Origin of the sequence: Exiguobacterium sp. AT1b (assembly GCF_000023045.1) — a bacterium.
Lineage (GTDB): Bacteria > Bacillota > Bacilli > Exiguobacteriales > Exiguobacteriaceae > Exiguobacterium.
The window spans coordinates 1,528,615-1,552,500 of the sequence record NC_012673.1 but is presented as its reverse complement, the minus strand read 5'-3'; the positions used below and the strand labels follow the sequence as shown (position 1 = coordinate 1,552,500).

Here is a 23,886-nt window from a genome sequence, read left to right as displayed (position 1 = left end):
GCGAACGACCTGGAAAGGTCGGCCAGAGAAGGTGACGGCCCTGTAGCCGAAACCCCATCCCCTCCAGAGTGGATCCTGAGTACGGCGGGACACGTGAAACCCCGTCGGAATCCGGGAGGACCATCTCCCAAGGCTAAATACTTCCTAGTGACCGATAGTGAACCAGTACCGTGAGGGAAAGGTGAAAAGCACCCCGGAAGGGGAGTGAAAGAGATCCTGAAACCGTATGCCTACAAGTAGTCAGAGCCCGTTCACGGGTGATGGCGTGCCTTTTGTAGAATGAACCGGCGAGTTACGATGGCGGGCGAGGTTAAGCCGATGAGGCGGAGCCGCAGCGAAAGCGAGTCTGAACAGGGCGCATCAGTCCGTCGTCGTAGACCCGAAACCAGGTGATCTACCCATGTCCAGGATGAAGGTCAGGTAACACTGACTGGAGGTCCGAACCCACGCACGTTGAAAAGTGCGGGGATGAGGTGTGGGTAGCGGTGAAATGCCAATCGAACCTGGAGATAGCTGGTTCTCTCCGAAATAGCTTTAGGGCTAGCCTCGAGGTGAAGAGTTCTGGAGGTAGAGCACTGATTGGACTAGGGGCCCCCACAGGGTTACCGAATTCAGTCAAACTCCAAATGCCAGCAACTTGTACTCGGGAGTCAGACTGCGAGTGATAAGATCCGTAGTCGAGAGGGAAACAGCCCAGACCATCAGCTAAGGTCCCCAAGTGTATGTTAAGTGGAAAAGGATGTGGCGCTGCACAGACAACTAGGATGTTGGCTTAGAAGCAGCCACCATTCAAAGAGTGCGTAATAGCTCACTAGTCGAGTGGCGCCGCGCCGAAAATGTAACGGGGCTAAACATACCACCGAAGCTATGGATCCCGTAAGGGATGGTAGGAGAGCGTTCCAAGCAGCAGTGAAGCGGTATCGTGAGGAGCCGTGGAGCGCTTGGAAGTGAGAATGCCGGTGTGAGTAGCGAAAAGAGGGGTGAGAATCCCCTCCGTCGAAAGCCTAAGGTTTCCTGAGGAAGGCTCGTCCGCTCAGGGTTAGTCTGGACCTAAGCCGAGGCCGAAAGGCGTAGGCGATGGACAACAGGTCGATATTCCTGTACCGCCGTACCACCGTTTGAACGATGGGGGGACGCAGAAGGATAAGGTGACCGTGCGACTGGAAGTGCACGGACAAGCAGCGAGGCCGTCGGGTTGGCAAATCCGCCCGGCATACAAGGTTGAGCTGTGACGTGGAGCCCGTAGGGCGAAGCACCGGATTTCACGCTGCCAAGAAAAGCCTCTAGTGAGGAGGTCGGCGCCAGTACCGCAAACCGACACAGGTAGGCGAGATGAGAATTCTAAGACGCGCGGGATAACTCTCGTTAAGGAACTCGGCAAAATGGTCCCGTAACTTCGGGAGAAGGGACGCTTATGGAAACATAAGCCGCAGTGAATAGGCCCAAACGACTGTTTAGCAAAAACACAGGTCTCTGCTAAATCGCAAGATGAAGTATAGGGGCTGACGCCTGCCCGGTGCTGGAAGGTTAAGGGGATGTGTCATCGCAAGAGAAGCACTGAACCGAAGCCCCAGTAAACGGCGGCCGTAACTATAACGGTCCTAAGGTAGCGAAATTCCTTGTCGGGTAAGTTCCGACCCGCACGAAAGGCGTAACGATTTGGGCACTGTCTCAACGAGAGACCCGGTGAAATCATAGTACCTGTGAAGATGCAGGTTACCCGCGACAGGACGGAAAGACCCCATGGAGCTTTACTACAGCCTGATATTGAGGCTTTGTACGCGATGTACAGGATAGGTGGGAGTTTGTGAAGCCGGAGCGCCAGCTTCGGTGGAGACACCCTTGGGATACCACCCTTTGCGTATAGAGTCTCTAACTCGCAGCCGTGATCCGGCTGGAGGACCGTGTCAGGCGGGTAGTTTGACTGGGGCGGTCGCCTCCTAAACAGTAACGGAGGCGCCCAAAGGTTCCCTCAGAATGGTTGGAAATCATTCGAAGAGTGCAAAGGCAGAAGGGAGCTTGACTGCGAGACCTACAAGTCGAGCAGGGACGAAAGTCGGGCTTAGTGATCCGGTGGTTCCGCATGGAAGGGCCATCGCTCAACGGATAAAAGCTACCCTGGGGATAACAGGCTGATCTCCCCCAAGAGTCCACATCGACGGGGAGGTTTGGCACCTCGATGTCGGCTCATCGCATCCTGGGGCTGGAGTAGGTCCCAAGGGTTGGGCTGTTCGCCCATTAAAGCGGTACGCGAGCTGGGTTCAGAACGTCGTGAGACAGTTCGGTCCCTATCCGTCGTGGGCGCAGGAAATTTGAGGAGAGCTGTCCTTAGTACGAGAGGACCGGGATGGACGCACCGCTGGTGTACCAGTTGTTCCGCCAGGAGCACCGCTGGGTAGCTACGTGCGGACGGGATAAGTGCTGAAAGCATCTAAGCATGAAGCCCCCTCCGAGATGAGATTTCCCTTTGAGCAATCAAGAAAGACCCCTCAGAGACGATGAGGTAGATAGGTCATGGGTGGAAGCGTGGCGACACGTGGAGCTGAATGATACTAATCGGTCGAGGCTTTGATCTAGTCTAATGGTTTGTGTTGATGAATCCTCAGTTTTCAGGGAACAAACCCTAAAACAATATTGACATGCGTATGACGCGGTGTTAATATTCATTTTGTCTGGTGGCGATAGCGAGACGGCCACACCCGTTCCCATGCCGAACACGGAAGTTAAGCGTCTCAGCGCCGAAAGTAGTTGGGGGATCTCCCCCTGTGAGGATAGGACGTTGCCAGGCAAGATCGTTCCGCAATAGCTCAGTGGTAGAGCAACCGGCTGTTAACCGGTAGGTCGTAGGTTCAAATCCTACTTGCGGAGCCAATTTAGGCCCGTTGGTCAAGCGGTTAAGACACCGCCCTTTCACGGCGGTAACACGGGTTCGAATCCCGTACGGGTCACCATTATGGAGGATTAGCTCAGCTGGGAGAGCACCTGCCTTACAAGCAGGGGGTCGGCGGTTCGATCCCGTCATCCTCCACCATCTTTATTTATTACATCAAACCTATATATATGCCGGTGTAGCTCAGTTGGTAGAGCATCTGACTTGTAATCAGAGGGTCGAGGGTTCGAATCCTTTCGCCGGCACTCCTCGGGGGGGGTAGCGAAGTGGCTAAACGCGGCGGACTGTAAATCCGCTCCTTCGGGTTCGGCGGTTCGAATCCGCCCCCCCCCACCAGGTTTGAGCCATTAGCTCAGTTGGTAGAGCATCTGACTTTTAATCAGAGGGTCGCAGGTTCGAGCCCTGCATGGCTCACCATTTTTTGCGGAAGTAGTTCAGTGGTAGAATACGACCTTGCCAAGGTCGGGGTCGCGGGTTCGAATCCCGTCTTCCGCTCCATATTCTTATCCCTGTATTGGGGCCTTAGCTCAGCTGGGAGAGCGCCTGCCTTGCACGCAGGAGGTCAGCGGTTCGATCCCGCTAGGCTCCACCATATGTTTTTTTCTTAAGTTAGTGATGACTTAAGTTTTTTTTTGCCTAAAACCATGAACCATTCAATTGAGAGTACAGAGAAAGGCAGCCTGCCACCATTCAGGCTGCCTTTTTGCATGTTTATTCATCATTCTGCCGAGTTGAACCAAACAAATGATAGCGTTTACAATTTAACTATCAAGCGTATAAAGGGGGAATGGCGATGCAATGGTCATATATTCACGTGCCGCTGCGTTACGGTCAGGGGAAATTAGGGGTCGATCAAGGACCGACAAAGTTAAATGAAATGGGGATGCAACAACTCCTTCCAACAGAAACGGTCAAACATACGATTCGTGTCTTGCCGGAATCTGAAATTCGAGAAAATGAAGAACATTTAAAACGGGTCGATGGTGTCCTGCATACCGTCACGGAATTAGCAGAAGTCGTACATCGTGAGATTTCAGAAAAACGATTCCCATTGATCGTTGGGGGCGATCATAGTATGGCAATCGGTACTCTTGCTGGATTGGCTCAAACAGGCCCTTATGGAGTCGTTTGGGTGGATGCTCACGCTGACTTGAATACAGGCGAAACGTCACCATCGGGGAACATTCACGGAATGCCACTTGCGGCAGCGATGGGGATGGGCGACGTGCGTCTGACAGAAGTGGGCGGACGTGATCCGAAGCTATCACCAGAGCACTTAGTTTATATTGCCCTGCGTGATATCGATGAAGGAGAAATGAATGAAATCAATCGACTCGGCATCAAAGTCATTACAGTAGAAGAAGTACGTACGCGTGGTGTGGATGTCATCATGCAAGAGGCAATGCGTTATCTTCGTGAACGAGTAGACCGTTTTTATATCAGTTTCGATATGGATAGTCTCGATGCATCCCTCGTTCCTGGAACAGGTACACCGGTTGACGGCGGTTTAACAGAAGTCGAAGCCAAAGCGATTTTAAAAGAAGCGATGCAAGCAGAAGACTTGATTGCAGTAGAGCTCGTCGAGTTAAATCCGGCATTAGACCGAGATGACGTGACGGCTCAGTTGGCCTATCGCCTATGTGAAACGATTATTAAATCTAAAGAAAACCTGTTATTGGAAGGCGAAACCGTCTGATTTCCTTACAGTTTCCAAACCCGTTTGCTACAATGGGGATGGAAACTTTTTTTGATTTTTTTTGAAACCATTTCAATATCAAGACGTATATAGAGATGACCGCATGTGTAGCGGAGAGGGGAAGTGGATTGATGGAACGGCTGACCACCCGTTTGGTTGATGAATTGAGGGCGGGGAATCACGATTCGTTTGCCGAACTGGTAGAACTATACAAGGATGGCGTCTTTGCAATCGCCTATAAAATTTTGTATGATCGTGGCGAAGCAGAGGACGCTGCCCAAGAGGCGTTCATTCGTGCCTATACACGAATCGATACGTACGACGCGCAATATAAGTTCAAAACATGGCTCTATCGAATCACGACAAACGTTGCCATCGACCGATTGAGGAAACGGAAGCCGGAATATTCGATGGATGCCGAAATTGCGGGTACAGACGGTTTGACTTATCAAGACCACTTAGCTGATGAAGCGCCCCAACCCGATGCCCAAGTGGTTCATCGCGAAATTCGAAGTGAAATGCATGAGGCAATCAAGCAACTTCCAGACAAATATCGCATTCCGTTATTATTAAAATATGTGGATGATTTGTCGCTTAAAGAAATCAGCGTGATGATCGACATGCCGGTCGCAACGGTTAAGACAAGGATCTTCCGGGGAAGAGAAATGTTAAAAACAATCTTTCAAAATAGGGAGGGGTTCAATTGACTCCTGAAGAAAAAGTACAACAATATTTGGAAGATGGCGTTTTGCCCGAAGAATCTGACGAATTGCGTCAATTGCTAGAGGACGATGAATTATATGAATCGTATCTACAATATGAACGAATCGACGCAGAACTGAAAGCATTGCCTCGTCCAAAGTTATCAGCAGATTTTACGGCTCGAGTGATGGCCGCTTTACCTGAAACTCCTGTACAGACAGCACCTGATCCCGTCGTACCGTTTTCAAAACCAGTTCGAAAAGAACGCAAACCGCACTCGAAACAAATGCAATGGTTGCAACGGCATCCAGGTTTGATTGCGGCCGTACTGTTCTTTAGTTTGATGTCTAGTGCGACACTCGGACTATGGAGCAGTGCTTCAGAGACGATGACCTATACAAAAGTACCAGGTGTGATCGTATCCGAGAATGAAGTCATTGTCCCGGCCGGTGTCACGGTTGAAAAAGACATCACGGTCCAAGGTGGCGATTTACGGATTGAAGGTACCGTCAATGGAGACGCGACAGCCGTCAATGGTCGTGCCTATTTGGCAAGTGCCGGTCAAGTGACAGGTGAACTCGAACAGATCGATCAGATGTTCGAATGGATTTGGTATTCGATAAAACAACTTTTCTAAAGACGCTTCTGGCGTCTTTTTTTCGTTTCAATCTGGTTTCGTTTTGACGTGACGCAATGCGTATCTATAGAAATGATGATATAATGGAATTTGCACGATTTAGCTAGGTAGTTGAGGAGGGGAGCATTTGCCGCTACTTGAACAAGTATCATTTTTCTCATTTTTAAATCTTTCAGAAAACGTACATTGGTACGATTATTTGAATGATGTTTTAGATATCGTCGTCGTCACGTATGTCATTTATAAATTAATGATGATTGTGCGTGGGACAAAAGCAGTACAATTAATTAAAGGAATTTCCATCATTCTAGTCAGTTGGTTCTTGAGCGGTTTCTTCGGGTTGAAGACGCTCCAGTTCTTGCTAAATCAGGTGATCACGTACGGTCTCCTCGGAATCATCATCATTTTCCAGCCAGAGTTGAGACGGGGTCTTGAACATCTCGGACGAACGAGTAACTTATTCAGTCGTACGGGAACGAGTGATGAGGAGCAACAACGACAAATGATTGAAGCCATCGTCAGTTCCGCACAGTACATGTCAAAACGGCGAATCGGTGCATTGATTGCGATTGAACGTGATACGGGATTGAACGAATATGTGGAGACCGGCATTCGTATGGATTCGCATATCACATCCCAGTTGATTATTAACTTATTCATTCCGAATACGCCGCTTCATGACGGCGCGATGATTATTCAGGACGGGAAGATTGCGGCGGCAGCTTGCTATTTACCACTTTCGGAAAGTCCGCACATCGATAAAGCCCTCGGGACGCGTCACCGGGCAGCCATCGGAGTCAGTGAAGTGACGGATAGCGTCACTCTTACCGTCTCAGAAGAAACGGGAGCAGTCTCACTTGCAATCGCGGGCCGCTTGTATCGAGAACTGGACGAAGAAGCGCTTCGCAATAAATTAATTCAAGAACTCGTCATCGAAGAAAAAGAGGCGACCCTCTCGTTCTTCGGCAAAAAAGGAGGGGATAAGTAAGTGATTGATCAGTGGTTACAACATAAGTGGTTTCTCCGCTTCATCGCACTTGCTTTAGCCGTCCTTTTATACTTAATGGTCGCTGAGACCAGCTCTTCGAATAACGCCTCAAGCGCATTGCCAATCGTCGGACAAAGTTCCATGACGCTCGATGTGCCGGTCGAAGTATTTTTTGATGAGGTCCAGTATGTCGCATATAATGTTCCGGAAGAGATGGGTGTTGAGCTTCAAGGACCATCTAGTAGTTTAACGATGACGAAATTGGTGAAAGATTATCAAGTGTTCGTCGATTTGACCAATCTTGGCACTGGATTCCATCGTGTCCCCGTTGAGGCGCGTGGTTTCGGCGGAGATGTCAATGTCAAGCTAGATCGAGAGACTGTCGAAATCTATATCGATCGGAAACAAACGATTGAAGTGCCTGTGTCCGTGAATCTGTTGAACAAAGATCAATTACCGGACGGCAAAGTCGCGGGCGATGTTGAAATCGAACCGTCGACTGTTAAGGTCACAGGAGGCGCGAGTCGGATTCAAAACGTCAAAGAAATCACATTGAATGTGGATGTTTCCAATCAAAGCCAGACGTTCACTCGTGAGATTCCACCGACCATTTTAGATGCGAATGGAAATCCGTTGAACGTGTCGGTCGATCCAAATATCATCAATGTGACCGTTCCGATTTACAATGAAAGTGCGATGATTCCAATCGAGGTCGTCACGAGCGGTGAGGTGGCGGATGACTTCCGGTTAGTCGATACGTTACTTGGTGAGACGGAAGTCCGTGTCTTTGCACCAAAAGCGGTGTTAGATGAACTCCAACAAGTGGAGACGGAACCGATTGAACTTGACGATTTAACGAAGTCGGAAAAAGTGACCGCTACCCTTCGTCTTCCAGAAGGGGCGACTTCACTCGGTAAAAAAGAAGTAGAAGTCCAGGTACTCGTTCGTCCAAATGATGAGACGAAAGATGACACAGGTGAGTTGACGGAGCGGATTCGATTGACCGTTCCAATCAATGTCCGTGGATATGACCGGACGAATTTCACGATTCAAACGCAAGATGTGGTCAGCGTAACGCTCTCGGGCAAACGTTCCCTTCTTGAAAGCATCTCATCAAACAGTGTCAACGTGACGTTGGATCTGACTGGATTACCGAGCGGAACACATGCGGTCGATGCAGATTATGAAGTACCAAAAGGCGTGACCGTGATCTCGCCAAAGACAATCGATGTTCAATTGACGGGCGTCGATGAAGAAACAGAAACATCTTCCATTCAATAAAGATGTTCAATCATACAAAAGTGAGGATTTAATCTTATGGGTAAATATTTTGGAACAGATGGAGTTCGCGGTGTTGCCAACTCTGAGTTAACTGCGGAATTAGCATATCGTTTAGGTCGTGCGGGTGGCTATGTGTTGTCGAAACATTTGCCAGAAGGCGAACAGCCAAAAGTGTTGATTGGTCGTGACACACGAATTTCAGGACATATGCTTGAAGGTGCATTGATTGCGGGTCTTCTCTCCATCGGTGCAGAAGTGATGCGTCTCGGTGTCATCTCAACTCCTGGAGTGGCTTACTTGACGAAATCGCTCGATGCGACGGCAGGTGTCATGATTTCGGCATCGCATAACCCGGTGGCGGACAACGGAATCAAATTCTTCGGTAGCGATGGTTTCAAATTAGATGATGCGACCGAGCAAGAAATTGAAGACATCTTGGATGCTGCGGAAGATACGCTCCCGCGTCCGACAGGGAAAGATCTCGGTTTCGTATCGGATTACTACGAAGGAGCGCAAAAGTATCTTCAAATGTTGAAACAAACGGTAGAAGAAGACTTTGATGGTCTTCACATCGCACTCGACTGTGCACATGGGGCGACGAGTGGCCTTGCGGCTCGACTGTTTGCGGACTTAGAAGCAAACGTGTCGACAATCGGAAACTCTCCGAACGGTTTAAATATCAACGAAGGTGTCGGATCGACACACCCTGAGCACTTGGCTGAGTTCGTCCGTGAAAAAGGAGCGGACATGGGACTTGCCTTCGATGGGGACGGAGACCGTTTGATCGCGATTGACGAGAACGGTGACATCGTCGACGGAGACAAGATCATGTATATTTGTGGGAAATACTTGAGTGAAAAAGGGCGTCTCAAAGACAACACGATTGTTGCGACGGTCATGAGTAATCTCGGATTCCATAAAGCCGTAGAAGAAGCGGGCATGACGGCGCTTCAAACAGCGGTAGGTGACCGGTATGTCGTCGAAGAAATGAAAAAACACCAATACACGCTCGGTGGCGAACAATCAGGTCACTTGATTTTCCTCGATCACTCGACAACGGGTGACGGTATGTTATCTGGCGTGCAATTGGCAGAAATCGTGAAATCGACAGGTCGTAAACTGTCTGAATTGGCAGCAGAGATGCCGGTTTATCCGCAAAAGCTCGTGAACATTCGTGTGACGAATAAAAACGATGCGATGAACGGAGAGCGTGTCTTGGCAACGATTCAAGAAGCGGAAGCGGAAATGGCCGGAAACGGTCGAATCCTCGTCCGTGCATCAGGTACAGAACCACTTGTTCGTGTCATGGCTGAAGCCCCGACAGCGGAAGAGTGTGACCGTTACGTTGAAAAAATCGCACAAGTCGTGCGCGAAGATTACGGCGTAGACGGATAAAATTTTCGAAACCGGGAATAACACAAGGGAATCCACATCGGATTCCCTTTTTGTTTCCGTTTTGTCATCGAGAAAACAGCGGATTTTCTTGACGAATGGGGGTGTGATTTGTACTATTAAGAGCGTGACCTTGGAAACGGAAGGACACAAGAGTACGAACAAGCGCCAGAACTCTGCGGAGTTGACGAGGTTGGAGGTTATCGAGATTTCGGCGGATGCCTCCTCGTCGCCTGTCACGACGATAAGCATGCTTTTAAAACGCCCGGGCGACCGGACGGACAAAGAAGCGTGTACTGACAGCTCTTAGAAAAAGCCCGTTTCCTTTTTCGAGAAATCGAAGAATAGAGGAGATTTGTTTATGTGTGGAATTGTAGGAATGATTGGGAATACCGGAGCGAAGGAAGTCCTTCTCAAAGGTCTTGAAAAACTCGAGTACCGTGGTTATGACTCGGCAGGTCTTGCGTTGATGCATGAGAATGTCAACGTTCACAAAGAAGTCGGTCGCATTGCTGCGCTACGCGAAATCATCCCAGCAGAAGTAGACGGCACGATTGGAATCGGCCACACACGTTGGGCGACACACGGGGTACCGAGCGTGCCGAACGCCCACCCGCACCAAAGTACGACAGGACGCTTCACGCTCGTGCATAACGGCGTAATCGAGAACGACGAAATCATCAAGAAGACGCTCGACGTCCCGTTCCTTTCAGAGACGGACACGGAAGTCATCGTCCAGCTCATGGAGAAGCACTTCGTCGAGCTCGGCGATGTCGAGGCGGCGTTCCGCAAGACGCTCTCGGACCTCCACGGTTCGTATGCGATCGCGATGATCGACTCAGAGGACAAAGAACGCCTCTATATCGGGAAGAACAAGTCACCGCTCCTCGTCGGACTCGGTGACGGCACGTTCAACGTCGTCGCATCAGACGCGATGGCGATGCTCCAGGTGACGGACCAGTACCTCGAGCTCCACGACGGTGAGATCGTCATCCTCACACGTGAGTCGGCGACGATCAAGACGCTCGACGGTGACGTGCTCGAGCGTGCGCCATACACGGCCGAGATCGATGCATCGGACATCGAGAAGGGCACGTACGCGCACTACATGTTGAAGGAGATGGACGAGCAGCCGGCCGTCATCCGCAACATCATCCAGCACTACCAGAACGAGAACGGCGACATCGAGCTCGCAGAAGGCGTGCGTGAACTCGTCTCGGAAGCAGACCGCGTCTATATCGTCGCATGTGGTACGAGTTACCACGCTGGTCTTGTCGGGAAGCAATTGATCGAGCGCGTTGCAGGTGTACCGACTGAAGTACACGTCGCATCAGAGTTCGGTTACAACATGCCACTTTTGACAGAGAAGCCACTCTTCCTCTTCATCTCACAATCAGGTGAGACAGCGGACAGCCGTGCCGTGCTCGTCGAAGTGAAAAAATTGGGCCATAAAGCGCTCACGTTAACAAACGTGGCAGGATCGACATTGTCACGTGAAGCGAACGAGACGATGCTCCTCCACGCAGGACCAGAGATTGCGGTCGCGTCGACGAAAGCATACACGGCACAGATTGCCGTTCTCGCGATTCTTGCATACGACATCGCTCGTGCGAACGGGAAGAAACTTCCGTTTGATCTCATGCAGGAACTCGCACTCGTTGCGACAACGATGGACTCGATCATGGCACAAAAAGAAATCTTTGAAGAGCTTGCAGATAAGTTCTTGAAAGAGTCACGTAACGCATTCTTCCTCGGACGTGGATTGGATTCATATGTAGGTCTCGAAGGCGCATTGAAGCTGAAAGAGATTTCATATATCCAAGCAGAAGGGTACCCAGGTGGGGAACTCAAACACGGTCCGATTGCCTTGATTGAAGATGGGACACCGGTCATCACGCTCGTGTCTCAACCGAACACACACCTCAACATCCGTGGAAACATCAAGGAAGTTGTGGCGCGTGGTGCCATCGCATGTACGATTTCAATGGAAGGAATGGAACATGAGAACGACGCATTCGTTCTTCCGCGTGTTGAACCACTTCTCACGCCACTCGTGACGGTTCTTCCACTTCAACTCATCTCGTACTATGCAGCACTTGCTCGCGACTGTGATGTCGACAAGCCACGTAACTTGGCGAAGTCTGTAACGGTTGAATAATGTTCAAGACCAAAATCTTTCGGGATTTTGGTCTTTTTTGTTGCAATGAGTTAACAAATCATCGCAATGTTCTCAAAAACGTCTGTTTCTTCAAAAGAGGGGGTAAAATCTACATGAGTATGGATAAAGGAGAGATTCGATGAAACAGAAGAAATGGATGACAGGTCTAGGTGTCATGATTCTCGCCACATCATTGGCCGCATGTGGGGATACAGCAGAGGATACATCGATGGAGATGTCGGAAGAGCAAAGTATGGACCATTCAGCGATGGATCATTCGGGGTCTGGAGAAGTTCCAGGCGGGCTGAAGGAAGCCAGTGATCCGACGTATCCAGTCGGATCAACCGCGATGATGACAGCGGATCACATGCCGGGTATGGAAGGTGTGGAGGCGACGATTGTCGGTGCTTATGATACGACGGTCTACGCCGTCAGCTATACGCCGACTACAGGCGGTGACCCGGTGGAGGATCACAAATGGGTGATTCACGAAGAACTGGATAATCCGGACGAGGCGCCTTTGTCTGAAGGGGATGAGGTCGTATTGGCTGCCGACCATATGGAAGGAATGGACGGCGCAGAAGCGACTATCGATACAGTGGAAGAGACGACCGTTTACATGGTTGATTACACGACTGAAGACGGAGAAGAGGTCACAAACCATAAATGGGTGACCGAAAGTGAATTAGAAGCAATGAAATGAATGTGATAGACCTCGAGTACATCTTGAGGTCTATTTTTTTCGATAAATTTTTATTGATAAACGATAAAAATGGGCGTATGATAAAAGAAATAAAATGAGTGAGGTGTATGACAGGTGAAACGAGAAACCGTCTTTTTAAAACTATCGGTGATTGTCTTAGCCCTCCCGATTCTTGCGGCCTGTATCTTTTTACTACCGTTTCTTTGGCGAGACGCAAAAGAGAGCGGGGGATGGATTGCGAATTCGATGCGTCCGATTGTTATCGGGATGTATGTGGCGGCAGTTCCCTATTTTATGGCTTTGTTCCAGACGTTTACCTTACTTGGATTGATTGACCGGAACGAGGCATTCTCCTATGAAGCGGTGAAAGTACTTCGGGTAATCAAGTATTGTGCATTGACCATCACGGTTATCTATACGGCGTTGCTTCCCTTCTTCTATTGGTTCGCTGAGCGTGACGACTCGCCAGGATTTTTAGTCATCGGGTTCGTCTTCGTCTTCGCCGCATTCGTCATTGCGGTTTTTGCTGAGTTGTTACAGAAACTATTGAAGCGCGCCATCGACATGAAACAAGAAATCGATTTGACGGTCTGAGGTGAGAGAAATGGCGATGATTGTGAATCTGGATGTGATGTTGGCGAAACGAAAAATGAGTGTGACGGAACTGTCGGAGCGAGTCGGGATTACGATGGCGAACTTGTCGATTTTAAAAAACGGGAAGGCCAAAGCGATTCGTTTTTCGACACTTGAAGCGATTTGCGAAGCACTCGACTGTCAACCGGGAGACATATTGGAATATCGAGCGGACGAGCGAGCAGAGTGAATCTCTGCTTTTTATATGAATTTGAAACGTGTTTGATTCAAGTTACGTATAAAAGATAAATCGTTTAAGGGGAGATTAGAAAAAATGGTTCAAACATGGACAGAACGAACACATGAAGCAATCAATGGGAAACGAGGTCTACTGTTAGTCTGGTCGTTTCTCTGTGCCGTGATATTAGAGTTTATTGCAATATTTGACCCAACGCTTTACGGGGCGAAAGCCGATTCAGTACAGGCGATTGTATTCCTTTTTAGTACGATGGTAGTATCCTTCATGTTGTATCCAATCATTATCGGTTATCACTGGGTCATCCTTTCCATCATTCGCGGACAAGACGCGCAGTTTCGTGATGTATTTCGACCGATGAAAGAAAGATTTGGTAAGAATGTGACTGCTGTCATCTTACTAGCCATCTTTCAGACGCTATGGACACTTTTGTTCATTGTCCCGGGAATCGTGAAGTTCTTCTCCTACGCGTTTACGTACTTTATTTTGCGAGATGAACCATCATTATCGGTTAGAGAATCCATCACAAAATCACGCGCGTTGATGCATGGGCGGAAATGGGAGGCGTTCAAACTGATTTTGCCGTTCGTCCCGATTTATTTGATTGGCTTCACATTGTTTATGGTCGTGAATTCTGTCTTACTTGCCGCATTATCACTATCTATAGCGACAATCCTCATTCGTCCATTCGTCGTTGCGCGCTTCGCTGTCATGTATGAAGATACGCGTCGGGCTTACGACGAACAATGGAACAAGCCAGCCTGAAGCATATCGAACAGAGGGGAAATTGAATGAACGTGCTACAATCTTCATGAAGAGAAAGGGGAATGCGGAATGAAGATTGGGATCATCGGGGCCGGTCTGAGCGGAATCATCGCAGCGCGTGAACTCGTGCGTCAAGGTCATGTCGTCGAACTGATTGAAAAGAGTCGAAGTGTCGGGGGACGCTTGGCGACACGTCGAATCGGTGACGGACGAGCCGACCATGGAGCGGTTTATTTCACGGTGCGTGGAGAAGAGCTCGAACGAGAGGTGCAGTCGTGGATGAATGCGAACTGGGTGCGGGTCTGGTATGCCGACCCTTATCCACGTTATGTCACGATTGATGGGATGAATGCACTCGCTAAGCGTTTGGCTGAAGATTTGACCGTACAGTTGAATGAACGGGTGGAGAACGTTCAAGTAGAAGAAGACGGAACCGTCACAGTCAAGACAGACGTGACGACACGTTCATATGATCGACTCGTGATGACGGCACCCCTTCCACAGTCGTTCGATTTGCTTGGAGATTTAGCTGTCGATGTCGAGCCCGCGTTACGTCGTCTTATATATTCGCCGACGTTCGTCGGTCTTTTTGAATGTGCCGGTGATGTGCAGATTGGAGCAGACGGTATTCTCGATCAAGAACTGGTACCCGGTGTATTAAAAATCGTCGATAATCGGCAAAAAGGAATCTCCGAGACATCACTTATAAGTGTCTATATGGAAGAGGCGTGGAGTGAGGACTGGTATGAGCGACCGGAGGAAGAGACACTTGCAGAAGTTGAGCGGTTATTCCGAGAGGAAGTCGGAGTCCTCGACATCCCATCACGGCAATTGAAACGTTGGCGTTACGCCCAAGCGAAAGACGTATGGCATGAGCCGTTTTATCAAGTAAGCCATCATCCCATCTATTTAGCAGGGGACGTCTTCCTTGAAGCTGATGATCCATCCGGACGAACGCGATTCGAAAGTGCCTATCTGTCTGGGTTACGTGTGGCAGAAACCATCGAAAAGAACATGGATCGATAAGGGCATCCCTTATCGGTCTTTTTATTTGACGCCATTTAGTTTAGGGCATAAACTATAACCATCTAGTTTAGGGGGTAAACTAAAAATGAAAGCATTGATGCGCGAAGCGGTGCAGTTGTTTGAAGAAGTGATGTTCCATGGGACGGAACATGTCATCGAAGCGATGGAAGGGGACGTATGGCGCGAGTATTCGCGCGAACAGCTCCAACTGTTGAAGTTACTCGATCAGTTTGGACCAACTCCGGCTGGGCAATTGGCGCAAAAACAAGGTGTCCATAAAAGTGCGGTCTCGAATCGCCTGAAAAAGTTGGTCGACAAAGGACTCGTCACGAGTCGACGAGGACAAGATCAACGGGAACGATTGATTGAATTGACCCCAGAAGGGAAACGGCTCGTCGAAGAAGTGGACGGTGCCGTCTATCGATATGTGGAATCCCTCATCGATGGAGAAGTAGACGAAATTGAAATCGAGCAGTTTGTTCGGACGTTCCGAAAAATAAAGCAATTGCTCCGAATCGGGGAGGAATAACACATGCATAAAATCATTCAATGGCGCTGGGGAATTTTCATTTCCCTCATCGTATTGACGGCAGCATTATTTGTCGCAGCACCGAACTTAACGAAACAAGCAGAAGAGGCAGGGAGCTTCCAACTTGCGGACGACATGGACTCACAACGCGCACAAGCAATTTTAGATGAAGCCGGGAAGAGTGATAAAACCATCTCCCTCGTCTATGAGTTCGAATCAATCGGTGAGACGGAGCGAACAGATGTCGCGCGTGTCATCGAAGAACTTAAACAAAATGAAACGGTCGTGACAGATGTTCTCGATCCGTTCGAAAACGAGGAGACAGAGGCACAGCTCGTCTCAGAAGACGGACGCATCGTTCTCGTCCCCATCACGGTAGAAGGTACGACGGAAGAAATCAATGCGTTTGCTGATGATGTCCGTGAAAACGTGCTCCCGCAAGAGGAGACAGTATATATCACCGGGGAAGAAATCATTAACAATGATGTGAATCTAAGTGCACAGGAAGGGTTGAAAAAGACAGAAATCATCACGGTCGTGTTGATTTTTGGATTACTCCTTCTCGTCTTCCGTTCCATCGTGACCCCGTTCATCCCGCTCATCGCGGTCGGATTCACTTATCTATTGAGTCAATCCTTTGTCGCGTTCTTCGTGGATTGGTTCGGGTTCCCGGTGTCCAACTACACGCAGATCTTCCTTGTCGCCATCTTGTTCGGGATTGGGACAGACTACTGTATCCTGCTTCTTAGCCGTTATAAAGAAGAACTCAGTGCAGGACATGCCATCGAAGACGCCATCGTCAATACGTACAAGACGGCAGGACGGACGGTCCTCATCAGTGGACTCGCGGTCTTCGTCGGTTTTGCCGCCATCGGATTTGCTGATTTTCCAATCTTTAAATCAGCGGTCGCCGTCGCAGTCGGGATTGCGGTGTTGCTGCTGATTCTCTTCACGGTCGTCCCATTCTTTATGGCGACGCTCAAACAGCGACTGTTTTGGCCGTCGAAAAAGGCAGGCGAGCATCATGACAGCAAGCTTTGGGCTAGCTTGAGCCGATTGTCGGTCAATCGCCCGTTCGTATCGATTTTGGTCGTCGGGTTGATTACAGTACCCGTCTTATTCACATATGACGATGCCCGTTCGTTCAATACGGTCGATGAGATTGGAGACGGGTACGATTCGGTTCGTGGACTGAATTTGATCTCAGAAGGGTTCGGTCAAGGGGAATCCCTTCCGGTACAAGTCATTTTGAGACAAGATCAAGCCATTACAGAATCAGAAGTTCCCTATATCGAAAAGTTTGCAAGTGAGCTTGAAAAAGTCGAAGGTGTGAATGGTGTCCGTGCGCTCACACGTCCTACTGGTGAAGTCATCGACGATTTTTATGTCGATACGCAGCTCAGTGAAGTCAGCGATGGCTTGTCTGAAGCGCAGACGGGTCTCGGGGATGTTCAAACTGGATTGGATGAGATTGAGCAAGGATTGAACGGGATTGTTGGACAACTACCAAGCGGTTCAACCAATGCCGGGGCACCGCTTGCAGAAGCAGCAGCGGGGCTGAATCAGTTGAATGGTCAACTTGGTCTCATTGGGCAAGGATTGACAGCGACTCAAAACATCCCGGCCGCAGTCGGACAGCTCGGTCAAGTATCAGCTGGCCTCACACAAATTGAGTCAGGAATCAACGAAGCGGCGTCCGCTTTAAATGCACAAGGTTCTCAGGTCGGTGAACTTGGTAGTGGGTTAGCGCAACTGGCGACAGGTGTCGCGGAAGCGAACGACGGGCTAGGGCAAATTGAGTCTGGTCTCGGCGAAGCCGTTTCATTCTTACAACAGTTGAGTGAAGCAGATGCGCTTCGGGAGACTGGTGTGTATCTTCCGGAAGGGACGCTCACATCGGATGAGTTCTCACCTGCCGTCGAACGCTATGTCTTCGATGAAGGAATGGCGACTCAGCTCGAGGTCGTCTTAGAGATGGACCCGTATTCGCCAGAAGCGATTGATACCGTCGAGACAATCAAAGAGACGATGAATCGTGCCGTGACGGGAACACCATATGCGGATGCGACCATCGGATATGCCGGGATTTCAAGTATCAATAGCGATTTAAATGAAACATCGACGAATGATTTCAATCGAACGGTAGCCATCATGCTCGTGACGTTGTTCATCGTCTTGACAGCACTGTTCCGCTCGATGATCATGCCACTCTATATGATCGCTTCGCTTCTCTTGACGTACTATACGTCAGCGGCAATCACAGAGCTGATCTTTGTAGAAGGACTCGGCTATGACGGGATTAGCTGGGCCGTTCCATTCTTTGGCTTTGTTATGTTGATTGCCCTTGGAATTGACTACTCCATCTTCTTGTTAGATCGATTCCGGGAAGAGACAATCAATGGGAAGACGGTCCGTGAGGCGCTCATCCACTCGATGACGAAGATGGGTACCGTCATTATGACAGCCGCGGTCATCCTCGCCGGGACGTTCGGTGCCATGATTCCGTCAGGCGTGCTCAGTCTCGTCCAAATCGCGACGATCGTCATCACCGGTTTGTTATTGTATGGCTTGATTGTGTTACCCCTCTTGATCCCAGCCATTACGATTTCATTTGGCGATGGTGTCTGGTGGCCATTCCGACAAAAGAAAAAGTCATAAGCAGAAACGGATGTCTCGTATGATGAGATATCCGTTTTTTGGGATAGATTGTAGTGGATTCGGGAACAGAAAGGCAGGTCCATTATCTAAGGAGGAATACTGTATGGAAATCGTCATTACTGCAATCTTGAAAGCCCATCCCGGAAAAGAAGAGGCGTTACGTGACGCGCTGTACCGTGTGATTCCGCCGTCGCGTGCGGAAGAAGGATGTCTCGCGTACGTTCTTCACGAGGCGATCGATTCACCAGGTACGTTTGTCTTCTATGAAAAGTATAAGGATGAAAATGCACTCAATCACCATATCCAGTCGTCGCACTATCAGGCGTATCGTGATGAAGCCGGAGAGCTTCTCGCCGTCCGTGAGGTCTATCGTTTGCATGAAGTCTGAAAGGAGACATTCTCATGATTACACAACCCGTGATTCCGTGTATTTGGTTTGAGCAGGACGTTGAAGAGATTGCCGAGTGGTATGTATCCATCTTTCCAGATTCGTTTGTCGACTATACGACGAGATTTTCAAGTTCACCAGCAGGCGAGACGACGATTGTGACGCTATCGCTCGCTGGACAATTCTTTCAGTTGCTTGGGGGAGGGACGGCGCAAGAACGGAATCCGTCCATTTCCTACATGGTGTCGCTTCCGACGACGGAAGAAATCAATGCGCTATGGGAACGATTATCTGACGGAGCGGATATCTTGATTCCGTTAGACACGTACGACTTCAGTCAGCGTTATGGGTGGTTGCAGGACCGCTACGGGGTATCTTGGCAAATCATGCATGATGGCGGGATGGACATTCAGCTCGTGACGCCATGTTTATTGTTTGTTAAAGAAGCGTTCGGTCGTGCCGAGGCGGCGATGAACGATTGGATTTCTATTTTCAAAGATTCATATGTATTGGACGGACATACGGTACGATACACGGAAGAAGACGGGGACGAGCTTGACGGGAAAATCAACTATGCTCGTTTCGTCTTATCCGGTCGAGAATTTGTCGTGATGGACAGTAATGAAAATCATACATTTTCGTTTAACGAGACCCAGTCGCTCATCGCTTTTTGTGAGTCGCAAGAAGAAGTCGATACGTACTGGGAGAAGCTATCGGCTGTACCGGAAGCAGAGGAGTGTGGTTGGCTGAAAGATCGCTATGGCGTCTCCTGGCAAATCATCCCGTGGGAAATGGAAGAGATGATGGCGGTTGGTTCGCAAGAGCAGATTGAACAGGTCGTACAGGCATGTCTGCCCATGAAAAAGCTTGATATCGCGACATTGCGTAAAGCTTACTGAACAAAACTCCCGAGACAAATAGCTCGGGAGTTTTTTCATGGACTAATTTGCGAGAGGGCATCTTTCTCGATGATGGTATCCGAGAGCCGGAGCTGACTGGCCGCGCGGTCGATGTAAGGGGCGCATCGATCGAATGCGACTTGTTCTTCCGTCTCAATGGAATAGCATGTGCCGTTACCAGCACGCTCGGTCAAGTCTGGTTCATAGTAATGATCTTCATATCGGAAAGCGCCCGTCCGAAAGACGGTTAGATTTGACGTATCATTTAATAGGGAGTCGCCAAGCATATATGCTGGAGAGATTCCAAGTAAATCGAGAATCGTCGGGGCGATATCGATTTGTCCACCACTCGCCTCCATGACTTCTCCTGTCGTCGGTCCAGGTGGTTTGATGAAGAGAGGGACAGCACGGTCAAGTTGAAACGCGTCAACCGTCGAGTTCACTTCTTCGAGGGTAGCCATCTCTTCTCCTGGTGCCGTCAGACCGCTATCGTGGTCACCATACATGACGAGAAGCGTCTCATCCCAGAAACCATCTTGTTTCAATCGTTCGATGAACTGACCGACAGCGGCATCGACGAAATGAACGGTATGGTAATAGTTTTCGAGAAGGGGATCGTCGATATCAGATAGGTCCAACCGCTTCTCGTCTTCCGGGATATCGTACGGTGTATGACTCGTTAAAGCGACTAAAAATGCGTAAAATGGTTCATCCAACTCTTCCATAAATCCGACCGACGTATTTAAGAATTCCTGATCGTTGAGTGCCATCCCGATGATTCCTTGATCGGGGTAGTCTTTGTCGCTAAAGAAATGATTGAACCCGATATTGTCATAAAAGTCATCGCGATTCCAAAAGTCTTTTCGGAACGAATGCATGGCTGCCGTATCGTAGCCCGCCTCATTCAAGGATTGAGAGAGCGCGCTGAATTGATTTCCCGGGAAACGCGTGTAGACGGAACCAGATTTGACAGGATAAAGTGACGTGTTGACGATGAACTCTGCATCAGACGTTCGCCCTTCATGCGTTTGATGATACACGTTCGGGAAGTAAAGCATGTCACGTCGCAGTCGGTTCAAATTCGGGGTCAGTTCCTGTCCATCAATCTGTTGATCGATGACGGATGTTTGGAATGATTCGAGTTGTAAAACGATAACGTTCGTATCTGGACTTGGGGCACTTAATTCTTGATAAGAGAGTGCTTGAATTTGAGAACGCTCTTCGTCTGTCAGGGCTTCGTTCCATCCCATAGCACGTTCGACGCCTCGGGCGACATCCATCGCGTGATAGCCCCAAAATCCAAGATGATAGTATTCACGCATATTCGAGATGGGGTCGTCCGCGATCCACTTTTCTCCACGCTGATAACTGAGGGTGAGCGGGATTGTGAAGAGAAGAAATCCGAGTGTGAAGCCAGCGAGCGCCAATCGTCTTCCGTTTCGTTTCCCTTCACGGACAGGATGACGTTTCATATAACGCAAAATCAAACCGTAGATGATGAGGTCGATGAAGAAGAACGCATCGATTGGGCGGATGAGCGTCAAGAAGCCACCTCCGACATCTCCCATCTGCCCGATGTCGGACAGTAAGGCGACGGATAATAAGTCTTCAAAATAGCGATAATACCAGACGTCCGAGACGAGCAGGGTACTATGCAGGAACAGAGAAACGTATAAAATCCATCGGCGGATCGGATAAGACACGGCGAGTGCCCAACTCGTCAGGAGCAAAATCGTCGCCAAATTGATGAGGAAGAATGAGAAGTCGAACGCCGTCGCGGTCAACCAGCTAAAAAAGAAGAGCTTTGCCAGAGAGAGTGACAAGTAGCTCCAATAATCGAGATATTTGATCATGAACAACACATCCTTTTCATACCCATTCCCGATGAGACGAGTGAGGGAAACGTGAAGATGTGTCCAACAAAAAAGAGGCACATTGGCCTCAGTTGATCAGAAACGTATCACGCAGTTCAATGATGGTTCCTTCCGGTGCTTTTAATTTACTTAAATGTCCATCGACGACGAAGTAGATGTTGCCACCGTGCTTCGGTAAAAACGTGACGCCGAGTTGTTCGAGTCGTGCGACTTCCACTTTGAGGTCATCCACATAAAGAGCAAAATGGACGGGACCGGCCACATGTTTCGAGTAGTCTTGTAACGTTTCATCTATTTTAGCAGTCTGGAGCTCAATATAAAAATCACCGAGCTTGAGCCAACTGTTGAAGTCACGCGTATGGAAGTTTGGCGACTCCTGGACGAGTTCAAAACCGAGCGCTTCGTAAAATGACTTCGATGCGGCATAATCCGGTGTTTGGATACAGATATGATGGATTTGTTTCATTAGTTGTTTCCTTTCGTTTGCAAATCTTTCACTCGATCACGGTGGAACGGGGAAGTCAACTCTTCTGAGATGAGGCTGATCGTATGTCCATCCGGGTCTCGTACGTCAAAACAGGACATACCACCGAAATCGTGAAGCGGGGTCGCAATCAACCCTGCTTGTTCGAACGCTTGATACGCGAGCTGGATGTCTTCACAGATGATATTGAAATAAACATGGGCTTGTCCGGACGCATCCTTAAATGTTGTGGGTTGCGTTGAAGTAGTTTGAATCAATCCGAGTTGAGTTGAGCCATCTGGCAGACAGATTCCGATGCCCCCTTCCCAGCGCCCGATTTCTTGGGCATGAAAATAAGTTGTATACCAGTTCAGAGACTGTTCTACATCTGATACGGGAATAAAGATACTTCCGATTCGGAACATAAGATCCCCTCCTTTTCTATTGTTAGTGTAGCGAATACAAGCCTTCGAAGATACGTGAGAAGAAACTTTTTACGGGAGAAATCGTATGGATGAGAGAGAAAATCAATGAGGTGAATGTATGAAAGTAAACGAAATCACGATTCAACCGGTTGATGCAGTCAATCGAGAGGCGGTCATCGCCCTGACAGTGGACGAGAAACAATCTCGATTCATCGAGACGAATGCCGAATCCCTTCGAGAGATGATTGAGGATACGAAATACAATTGGCAGAGCTTTGCATTTTATGAAGGCGAGCGACCGGTTGGCTTTATGATGGTCGGAGCGGAAAACCAGTCAGAACGTTACGTGTGGCTCGACCGTTTCATGATTGATCAAAACGAACAGGGGAAAGGCATTGGAACGAAGTGCCTACGCATGGCAGTGGAATTCATCCAGACACAATACGACGTGGATGATATCATCCTCAGTCTCCATCAGGAGAATGAAGCCGCGAAACGATTTTATGCGAAGAACGGCTTTGTCGACAGCGGCTTAATCGATGAATGGAATGGTGAAGCGATTTGGGTCTATCATACAGAAAACCGACCGTCATGAGTCGGTCGGATTCTCGGATGGACTTATTTTTTGCGTGACATTCATAGCTGCCAAGAAGAAGGGGATAGCGGCAAAGAGAAACAAGGTAACGAACCAGTTTTGGAGAAATGGATCGACAAACGACGGTTTTTCCAACCAGCTCCCGGTTGAGATTTCGGCGTACCAACGTATGTAGAGTGCGATGCGTTCGAGCGTATATAAGAGTCCGGACAAAAACAACAAAATACCACCCGCTACAAGTTGATTGAAACGAGACATAAAACCCCTCCTCTGTAGATGTTGTCTATAGTTTACCATTTTCATCCAAAAAGGGAGCTTTTATTTGAGTACGCTCGGTCGCAACTGTTTGACACGCGACAAGACGAGCCAACCGAGAAGCGCGCCCGTCAAACTAGAGGCGAGGAACGCTGGGACAAAGAAAAATGCACCGAACGTCGAACCCATCAACAGTTTTGCGTACGGGACGGCAATCAACGAAGCGATGACGCCGGTCCCGATGATTTCTCCGAGAGCGGCAGCATAGACGCGGTTCGTGCGAACGAAGAAAATGCCGGCAAGAAACGCGCCAATCATACCACCGGGGAAAGCGAGCAGTGATCCTGTGCCGGTCATAATACGAATGAGCCCGGTGACGAAAGCGACGAGAAAGGCTCCGATTGGACCGACGGTGACTGCGGCAATCACGTTCACCATATGCTGAATCGGATAAGCACGGGCAACACCTGTGGGAATCGAGATGAACATCGAACCGACGACGGCGATGGCGACGAGCATTGCCATCCAAGTGAGTTGTTGAATACGCATGAATAGTCTCCTTTCAAAATAAAAACGCCACGTTTCCAGACGGAAAAATGGCGTGGACATACAGAGACGTATCCCAAGCCACTTCCCTACGCTGGTATGAGCCAGATCAGGTTCAAAGGGTCCGGCAAATGCCGTCTCAGCCCGAAGGCTCCCCTAGTGGTCGCTTATTGATTTGAGTATAGCA

22 protein-coding genes, 8 tRNA genes, 2 rRNA genes and 1 riboswitch (1 of these 33 only partly in view) are annotated in these 23,886 nt (G+C 49.2%); of the genes, 27 read left to right on the top strand and 5 right to left on the bottom strand.

Translation table 11 applies throughout. The features are described from left to right. From EAT1B_RS07985 to EAT1B_RS07860, 26 genes are all read left to right on the top strand, one after another. Positions 1–2,576: ribosomal RNA gene (locus EAT1B_RS07985) — 23S ribosomal RNA — on the top strand (it extends 338 nt beyond the left edge of the window). Positions 2,577–2,671: 95 nt separating this feature from the next. Then, positions 2,672–2,788: ribosomal RNA gene (rrf, locus tag EAT1B_RS07980) — 5S ribosomal RNA — on the top strand. 8 nt (positions 2,789–2,796) lie between these two features. Continuing rightward, positions 2,797–2,871, top strand: a tRNA-Asn gene (locus tag EAT1B_RS07975). A 5-nt stretch (positions 2,872–2,876) separates the two neighbouring features. Then, positions 2,877–2,951 (top strand) — tRNA-Glu (locus tag EAT1B_RS07970). A gap of 4 nt (positions 2,952–2,955) precedes the next feature. Continuing rightward, positions 2,956–3,031: transfer RNA gene (locus EAT1B_RS07965), tRNA-Val, on the top strand. A gap of 31 nt (positions 3,032–3,062) precedes the next feature. Then, positions 3,063–3,135 (top strand) — tRNA-Thr (locus EAT1B_RS07960). A gap of 7 nt (positions 3,136–3,142) precedes the next feature. After that, positions 3,143–3,226: transfer RNA gene (locus EAT1B_RS07955), tRNA-Tyr, on the top strand. 5 nt (positions 3,227–3,231) lie between these two features. Then, positions 3,232–3,307: transfer RNA gene (locus EAT1B_RS07950), tRNA-Lys, on the top strand. A 6-nt stretch (positions 3,308–3,313) separates the two neighbouring features. Then, positions 3,314–3,388: transfer RNA gene (locus EAT1B_RS07945), tRNA-Gly, on the top strand. An 18-nt stretch (positions 3,389–3,406) separates the two neighbouring features. Further along, a tRNA-Ala gene (locus EAT1B_RS07940) sits at positions 3,407–3,482 on the top strand. A 201-nt stretch (positions 3,483–3,683) separates the two neighbouring features. Beyond that, positions 3,684–4,586, top strand: coding sequence for an arginase (rocF, locus tag EAT1B_RS07935; RefSeq protein WP_012727641.1), 903 nt, complete (start codon positions 3,684–3,686; stop codon positions 4,584–4,586). A 131-nt stretch (positions 4,587–4,717) separates the two neighbouring features. After that, positions 4,718–5,293: an RNA polymerase sigma factor SigW gene (gene sigW / locus EAT1B_RS07930; protein WP_012727640.1), complete on the top strand. Its 576-nt coding sequence runs from the start codon at positions 4,718–4,720 to the stop codon at positions 5,291–5,293. Then, the gene (locus EAT1B_RS07925; RefSeq protein ID WP_012727639.1) at positions 5,290–5,925 is read left to right on the top strand and encodes an RseA family anti-sigma factor; all 636 of its coding nucleotides are present in this window, start codon (positions 5,290–5,292) and stop codon (positions 5,923–5,925) included. The genes sigW and EAT1B_RS07925 overlap by 4 nt, the downstream gene beginning before the upstream one ends. 127 nt (positions 5,926–6,052) lie before the next feature. Continuing rightward, positions 6,053–6,913 carry a diadenylate cyclase CdaA gene (gene cdaA, locus EAT1B_RS07920; protein ID WP_012727638.1) on the top strand — a complete coding sequence of 287 codons (861 nt, stop codon included), beginning with the start codon at positions 6,053–6,055 and terminating at the stop codon, positions 6,911–6,913. Next, positions 6,914–8,194, top strand: a complete 1,281-nt coding sequence (locus EAT1B_RS07915) for a YbbR-like domain-containing protein (RefSeq protein ID WP_012727637.1) — start codon at positions 6,914–6,916, stop codon at positions 8,192–8,194. A 36-nt stretch (positions 8,195–8,230) separates the two neighbouring features. After that, positions 8,231–9,589, top strand: coding sequence for a phosphoglucosamine mutase (gene glmM, locus EAT1B_RS07910; protein ID WP_012727636.1), 1,359 nt, complete (start codon positions 8,231–8,233; stop codon positions 9,587–9,589). A 358-nt stretch (positions 9,590–9,947) separates the two neighbouring features. Beyond that, positions 9,948–11,744 carry a glutamine--fructose-6-phosphate transaminase (isomerizing) gene (gene glmS, locus EAT1B_RS07905; RefSeq protein ID WP_012727635.1) on the top strand — a complete coding sequence of 599 codons (1,797 nt, stop codon included), beginning with the start codon at positions 9,948–9,950 and terminating at the stop codon, positions 11,742–11,744. 139 nt (positions 11,745–11,883) lie between these two features. Then, complete coding sequence (locus EAT1B_RS07900) at positions 11,884–12,447, top strand: YdhK family protein (RefSeq protein ID WP_012727634.1); 564 nt, start codon at positions 11,884–11,886, stop codon at positions 12,445–12,447. Positions 12,448–12,561: 114 nt separating this feature from the next. Continuing rightward, the gene (locus EAT1B_RS07895; protein WP_012727633.1) at positions 12,562–13,041 is read left to right on the top strand and encodes a DUF2975 domain-containing protein; all 480 of its coding nucleotides are present in this window, start codon (positions 12,562–12,564) and stop codon (positions 13,039–13,041) included. 10 nt (positions 13,042–13,051) lie between these two features. After that, complete coding sequence (locus tag EAT1B_RS07890; protein WP_012727632.1) at positions 13,052–13,270, top strand: helix-turn-helix transcriptional regulator; 219 nt, start codon at positions 13,052–13,054, stop codon at positions 13,268–13,270. Between the two features lie 84 nt (positions 13,271–13,354). Beyond that, positions 13,355–14,041 carry a DUF975 family protein gene (locus tag EAT1B_RS07885; RefSeq protein ID WP_012727631.1) on the top strand — a complete coding sequence of 229 codons (687 nt, stop codon included), beginning with the start codon at positions 13,355–13,357 and terminating at the stop codon, positions 14,039–14,041. A 69-nt stretch (positions 14,042–14,110) separates the two neighbouring features. Next, positions 14,111–15,067, top strand: a complete 957-nt coding sequence (locus EAT1B_RS07880; RefSeq protein ID WP_012727630.1) for an NAD(P)/FAD-dependent oxidoreductase — start codon at positions 14,111–14,113, stop codon at positions 15,065–15,067. A gap of 85 nt (positions 15,068–15,152) precedes the next feature. Further along, on the top strand, positions 15,153–15,596 hold the full coding sequence (locus tag EAT1B_RS07875) for a MarR family winged helix-turn-helix transcriptional regulator (protein WP_012727629.1): 444 nt from the start codon (positions 15,153–15,155) through the stop codon (positions 15,594–15,596). Between the two features lie 3 nt (positions 15,597–15,599). Then, entirely contained in the window at positions 15,600–18,254 is a 2,655-nt protein-coding gene (locus EAT1B_RS07870) for an MMPL family transporter (protein ID WP_012727628.1), read from the top strand. A 103-nt stretch (positions 18,255–18,357) separates the two neighbouring features. Continuing rightward, positions 18,358–18,642: a putative quinol monooxygenase gene (locus EAT1B_RS07865; RefSeq protein ID WP_012727627.1), complete on the top strand. Its 285-nt coding sequence runs from the start codon at positions 18,358–18,360 to the stop codon at positions 18,640–18,642. Between the two features lie 14 nt (positions 18,643–18,656). Next, positions 18,657–19,541 (top strand): VOC family protein, encoded by an 885-nt coding sequence (locus EAT1B_RS07860; RefSeq protein ID WP_012727626.1) that lies wholly within the window; start codon positions 18,657–18,659, stop codon positions 19,539–19,541. 35 nt (positions 19,542–19,576) lie between these two features. Here EAT1B_RS07860 and EAT1B_RS07855 read toward each other — a convergent pair whose 3' ends face one another. From EAT1B_RS07855 to EAT1B_RS07845, 3 genes are all read right to left on the bottom strand, one after another. Next, on the bottom strand, positions 19,577–21,394 hold the full coding sequence (locus EAT1B_RS07855; RefSeq protein WP_012727625.1) for an LTA synthase family protein: 1,818 nt from the start codon (positions 21,392–21,394) through the stop codon (positions 19,577–19,579). A gap of 88 nt (positions 21,395–21,482) precedes the next feature. Next, positions 21,483–21,881, bottom strand: a complete 399-nt coding sequence (locus tag EAT1B_RS07850; protein WP_012727624.1) for a VOC family protein — start codon at positions 21,879–21,881, stop codon at positions 21,483–21,485. Continuing rightward, positions 21,881–22,303 carry a VOC family protein gene (locus EAT1B_RS07845; protein ID WP_012727623.1) on the bottom strand — a complete coding sequence of 141 codons (423 nt, stop codon included), beginning with the start codon at positions 22,301–22,303 and terminating at the stop codon, positions 21,881–21,883. Before EAT1B_RS07845 ends, EAT1B_RS07850 begins: the two co-directional genes overlap by 1 nt. Before the next feature lie 118 nt (positions 22,304–22,421). Here EAT1B_RS07845 and EAT1B_RS07840 point away from each other — a divergent pair, with 118 nt between their 5' ends. Further along, positions 22,422–22,898, top strand: coding sequence for a GNAT family N-acetyltransferase (locus EAT1B_RS07840; RefSeq protein WP_012727622.1), 477 nt, complete (start codon positions 22,422–22,424; stop codon positions 22,896–22,898). On the opposite strand, the gene EAT1B_RS07835 is transcribed toward EAT1B_RS07840, so the two are convergent. Both EAT1B_RS07835 and thiW read right to left on the bottom strand, forming a co-directional pair. Continuing rightward, positions 22,893–23,156 carry a hypothetical protein gene (locus EAT1B_RS07835; RefSeq protein ID WP_012727621.1) on the bottom strand — a complete coding sequence of 88 codons (264 nt, stop codon included), beginning with the start codon at positions 23,154–23,156 and terminating at the stop codon, positions 22,893–22,895. The two genes, EAT1B_RS07840 and EAT1B_RS07835, sit on opposite strands and share 6 nt — an antisense overlap. Before the next feature lie 60 nt (positions 23,157–23,216). Further along, positions 23,217–23,702: an energy coupling factor transporter S component ThiW gene (gene thiW, locus EAT1B_RS07830; RefSeq protein WP_012727620.1), complete on the bottom strand. Its 486-nt coding sequence runs from the start codon at positions 23,700–23,702 to the stop codon at positions 23,217–23,219. Positions 23,703–23,768: 66 nt separating this feature from the next. Continuing rightward, a riboswitch (TPP riboswitch) is annotated at positions 23,769–23,867 on the bottom strand. Positions 23,868–23,886: the final 19 nt, after the last annotated feature.

What these genes read in the sequence shown, in the direction of transcription:
- rocF (WP_012727641.1), top strand. Translation starts at nt 3,684, where the DNA reads ATGCAATGGTCATATATTCACGTGCCGCTGCGTTACGGTCAGGGGAAA.
- sigW (WP_012727640.1), top strand. Translation starts at nt 4,718, where the DNA reads ATGGAACGGCTGACCACCCGTTTGGTTGATGAATTGAGGGCGGGGAAT.
- glmM (WP_012727636.1), top strand. Translation starts at nt 8,231, where the DNA reads ATGGGTAAATATTTTGGAACAGATGGAGTTCGCGGTGTTGCCAACTCT.
- glmS (WP_012727635.1), top strand. Translation starts at nt 9,948, where the DNA reads ATGTGTGGAATTGTAGGAATGATTGGGAATACCGGAGCGAAGGAAGTC.
- EAT1B_RS07900 (WP_012727634.1), top strand. Translation starts at nt 11,884, where the DNA reads ATGAAACAGAAGAAATGGATGACAGGTCTAGGTGTCATGATTCTCGCC.
- EAT1B_RS07890 (WP_012727632.1), top strand. Translation starts at nt 13,052, where the DNA reads ATGGCGATGATTGTGAATCTGGATGTGATGTTGGCGAAACGAAAAATG.
- EAT1B_RS07885 (WP_012727631.1), top strand. Translation starts at nt 13,355, where the DNA reads ATGGTTCAAACATGGACAGAACGAACACATGAAGCAATCAATGGGAAA.
- EAT1B_RS07880 (WP_012727630.1), top strand. Translation starts at nt 14,111, where the DNA reads ATGAAGATTGGGATCATCGGGGCCGGTCTGAGCGGAATCATCGCAGCG.
- EAT1B_RS07875 (WP_012727629.1), top strand. Translation starts at nt 15,153, where the DNA reads ATGAAAGCATTGATGCGCGAAGCGGTGCAGTTGTTTGAAGAAGTGATG.
- EAT1B_RS07870 (WP_012727628.1), top strand. Translation starts at nt 15,600, where the DNA reads ATGCATAAAATCATTCAATGGCGCTGGGGAATTTTCATTTCCCTCATC.
- EAT1B_RS07865 (WP_012727627.1), top strand. Translation starts at nt 18,358, where the DNA reads ATGGAAATCGTCATTACTGCAATCTTGAAAGCCCATCCCGGAAAAGAA.
- EAT1B_RS07860 (WP_012727626.1), top strand. Translation starts at nt 18,657, where the DNA reads ATGATTACACAACCCGTGATTCCGTGTATTTGGTTTGAGCAGGACGTT.
- EAT1B_RS07855 (WP_012727625.1), bottom strand. Translation starts at nt 21,394, where the DNA reads ATGATCAAATATCTCGATTATTGGAGCTACTTGTCACTCTCTCTGGCA.
- EAT1B_RS07850 (WP_012727624.1), bottom strand. Translation starts at nt 21,881, where the DNA reads ATGAAACAAATCCATCATATCTGTATCCAAACACCGGATTATGCCGCA.
- EAT1B_RS07845 (WP_012727623.1), bottom strand. Translation starts at nt 22,303, where the DNA reads ATGTTCCGAATCGGAAGTATCTTTATTCCCGTATCAGATGTAGAACAG.
- EAT1B_RS07840 (WP_012727622.1), top strand. Translation starts at nt 22,422, where the DNA reads ATGAAAGTAAACGAAATCACGATTCAACCGGTTGATGCAGTCAATCGA.
- EAT1B_RS07835 (WP_012727621.1), bottom strand. Translation starts at nt 23,156, where the DNA reads ATGTCTCGTTTCAATCAACTTGTAGCGGGTGGTATTTTGTTGTTTTTG.
- thiW (WP_012727620.1), bottom strand. Translation starts at nt 23,702, where the DNA reads ATGCGTATTCAACAACTCACTTGGATGGCAATGCTCGTCGCCATCGCC.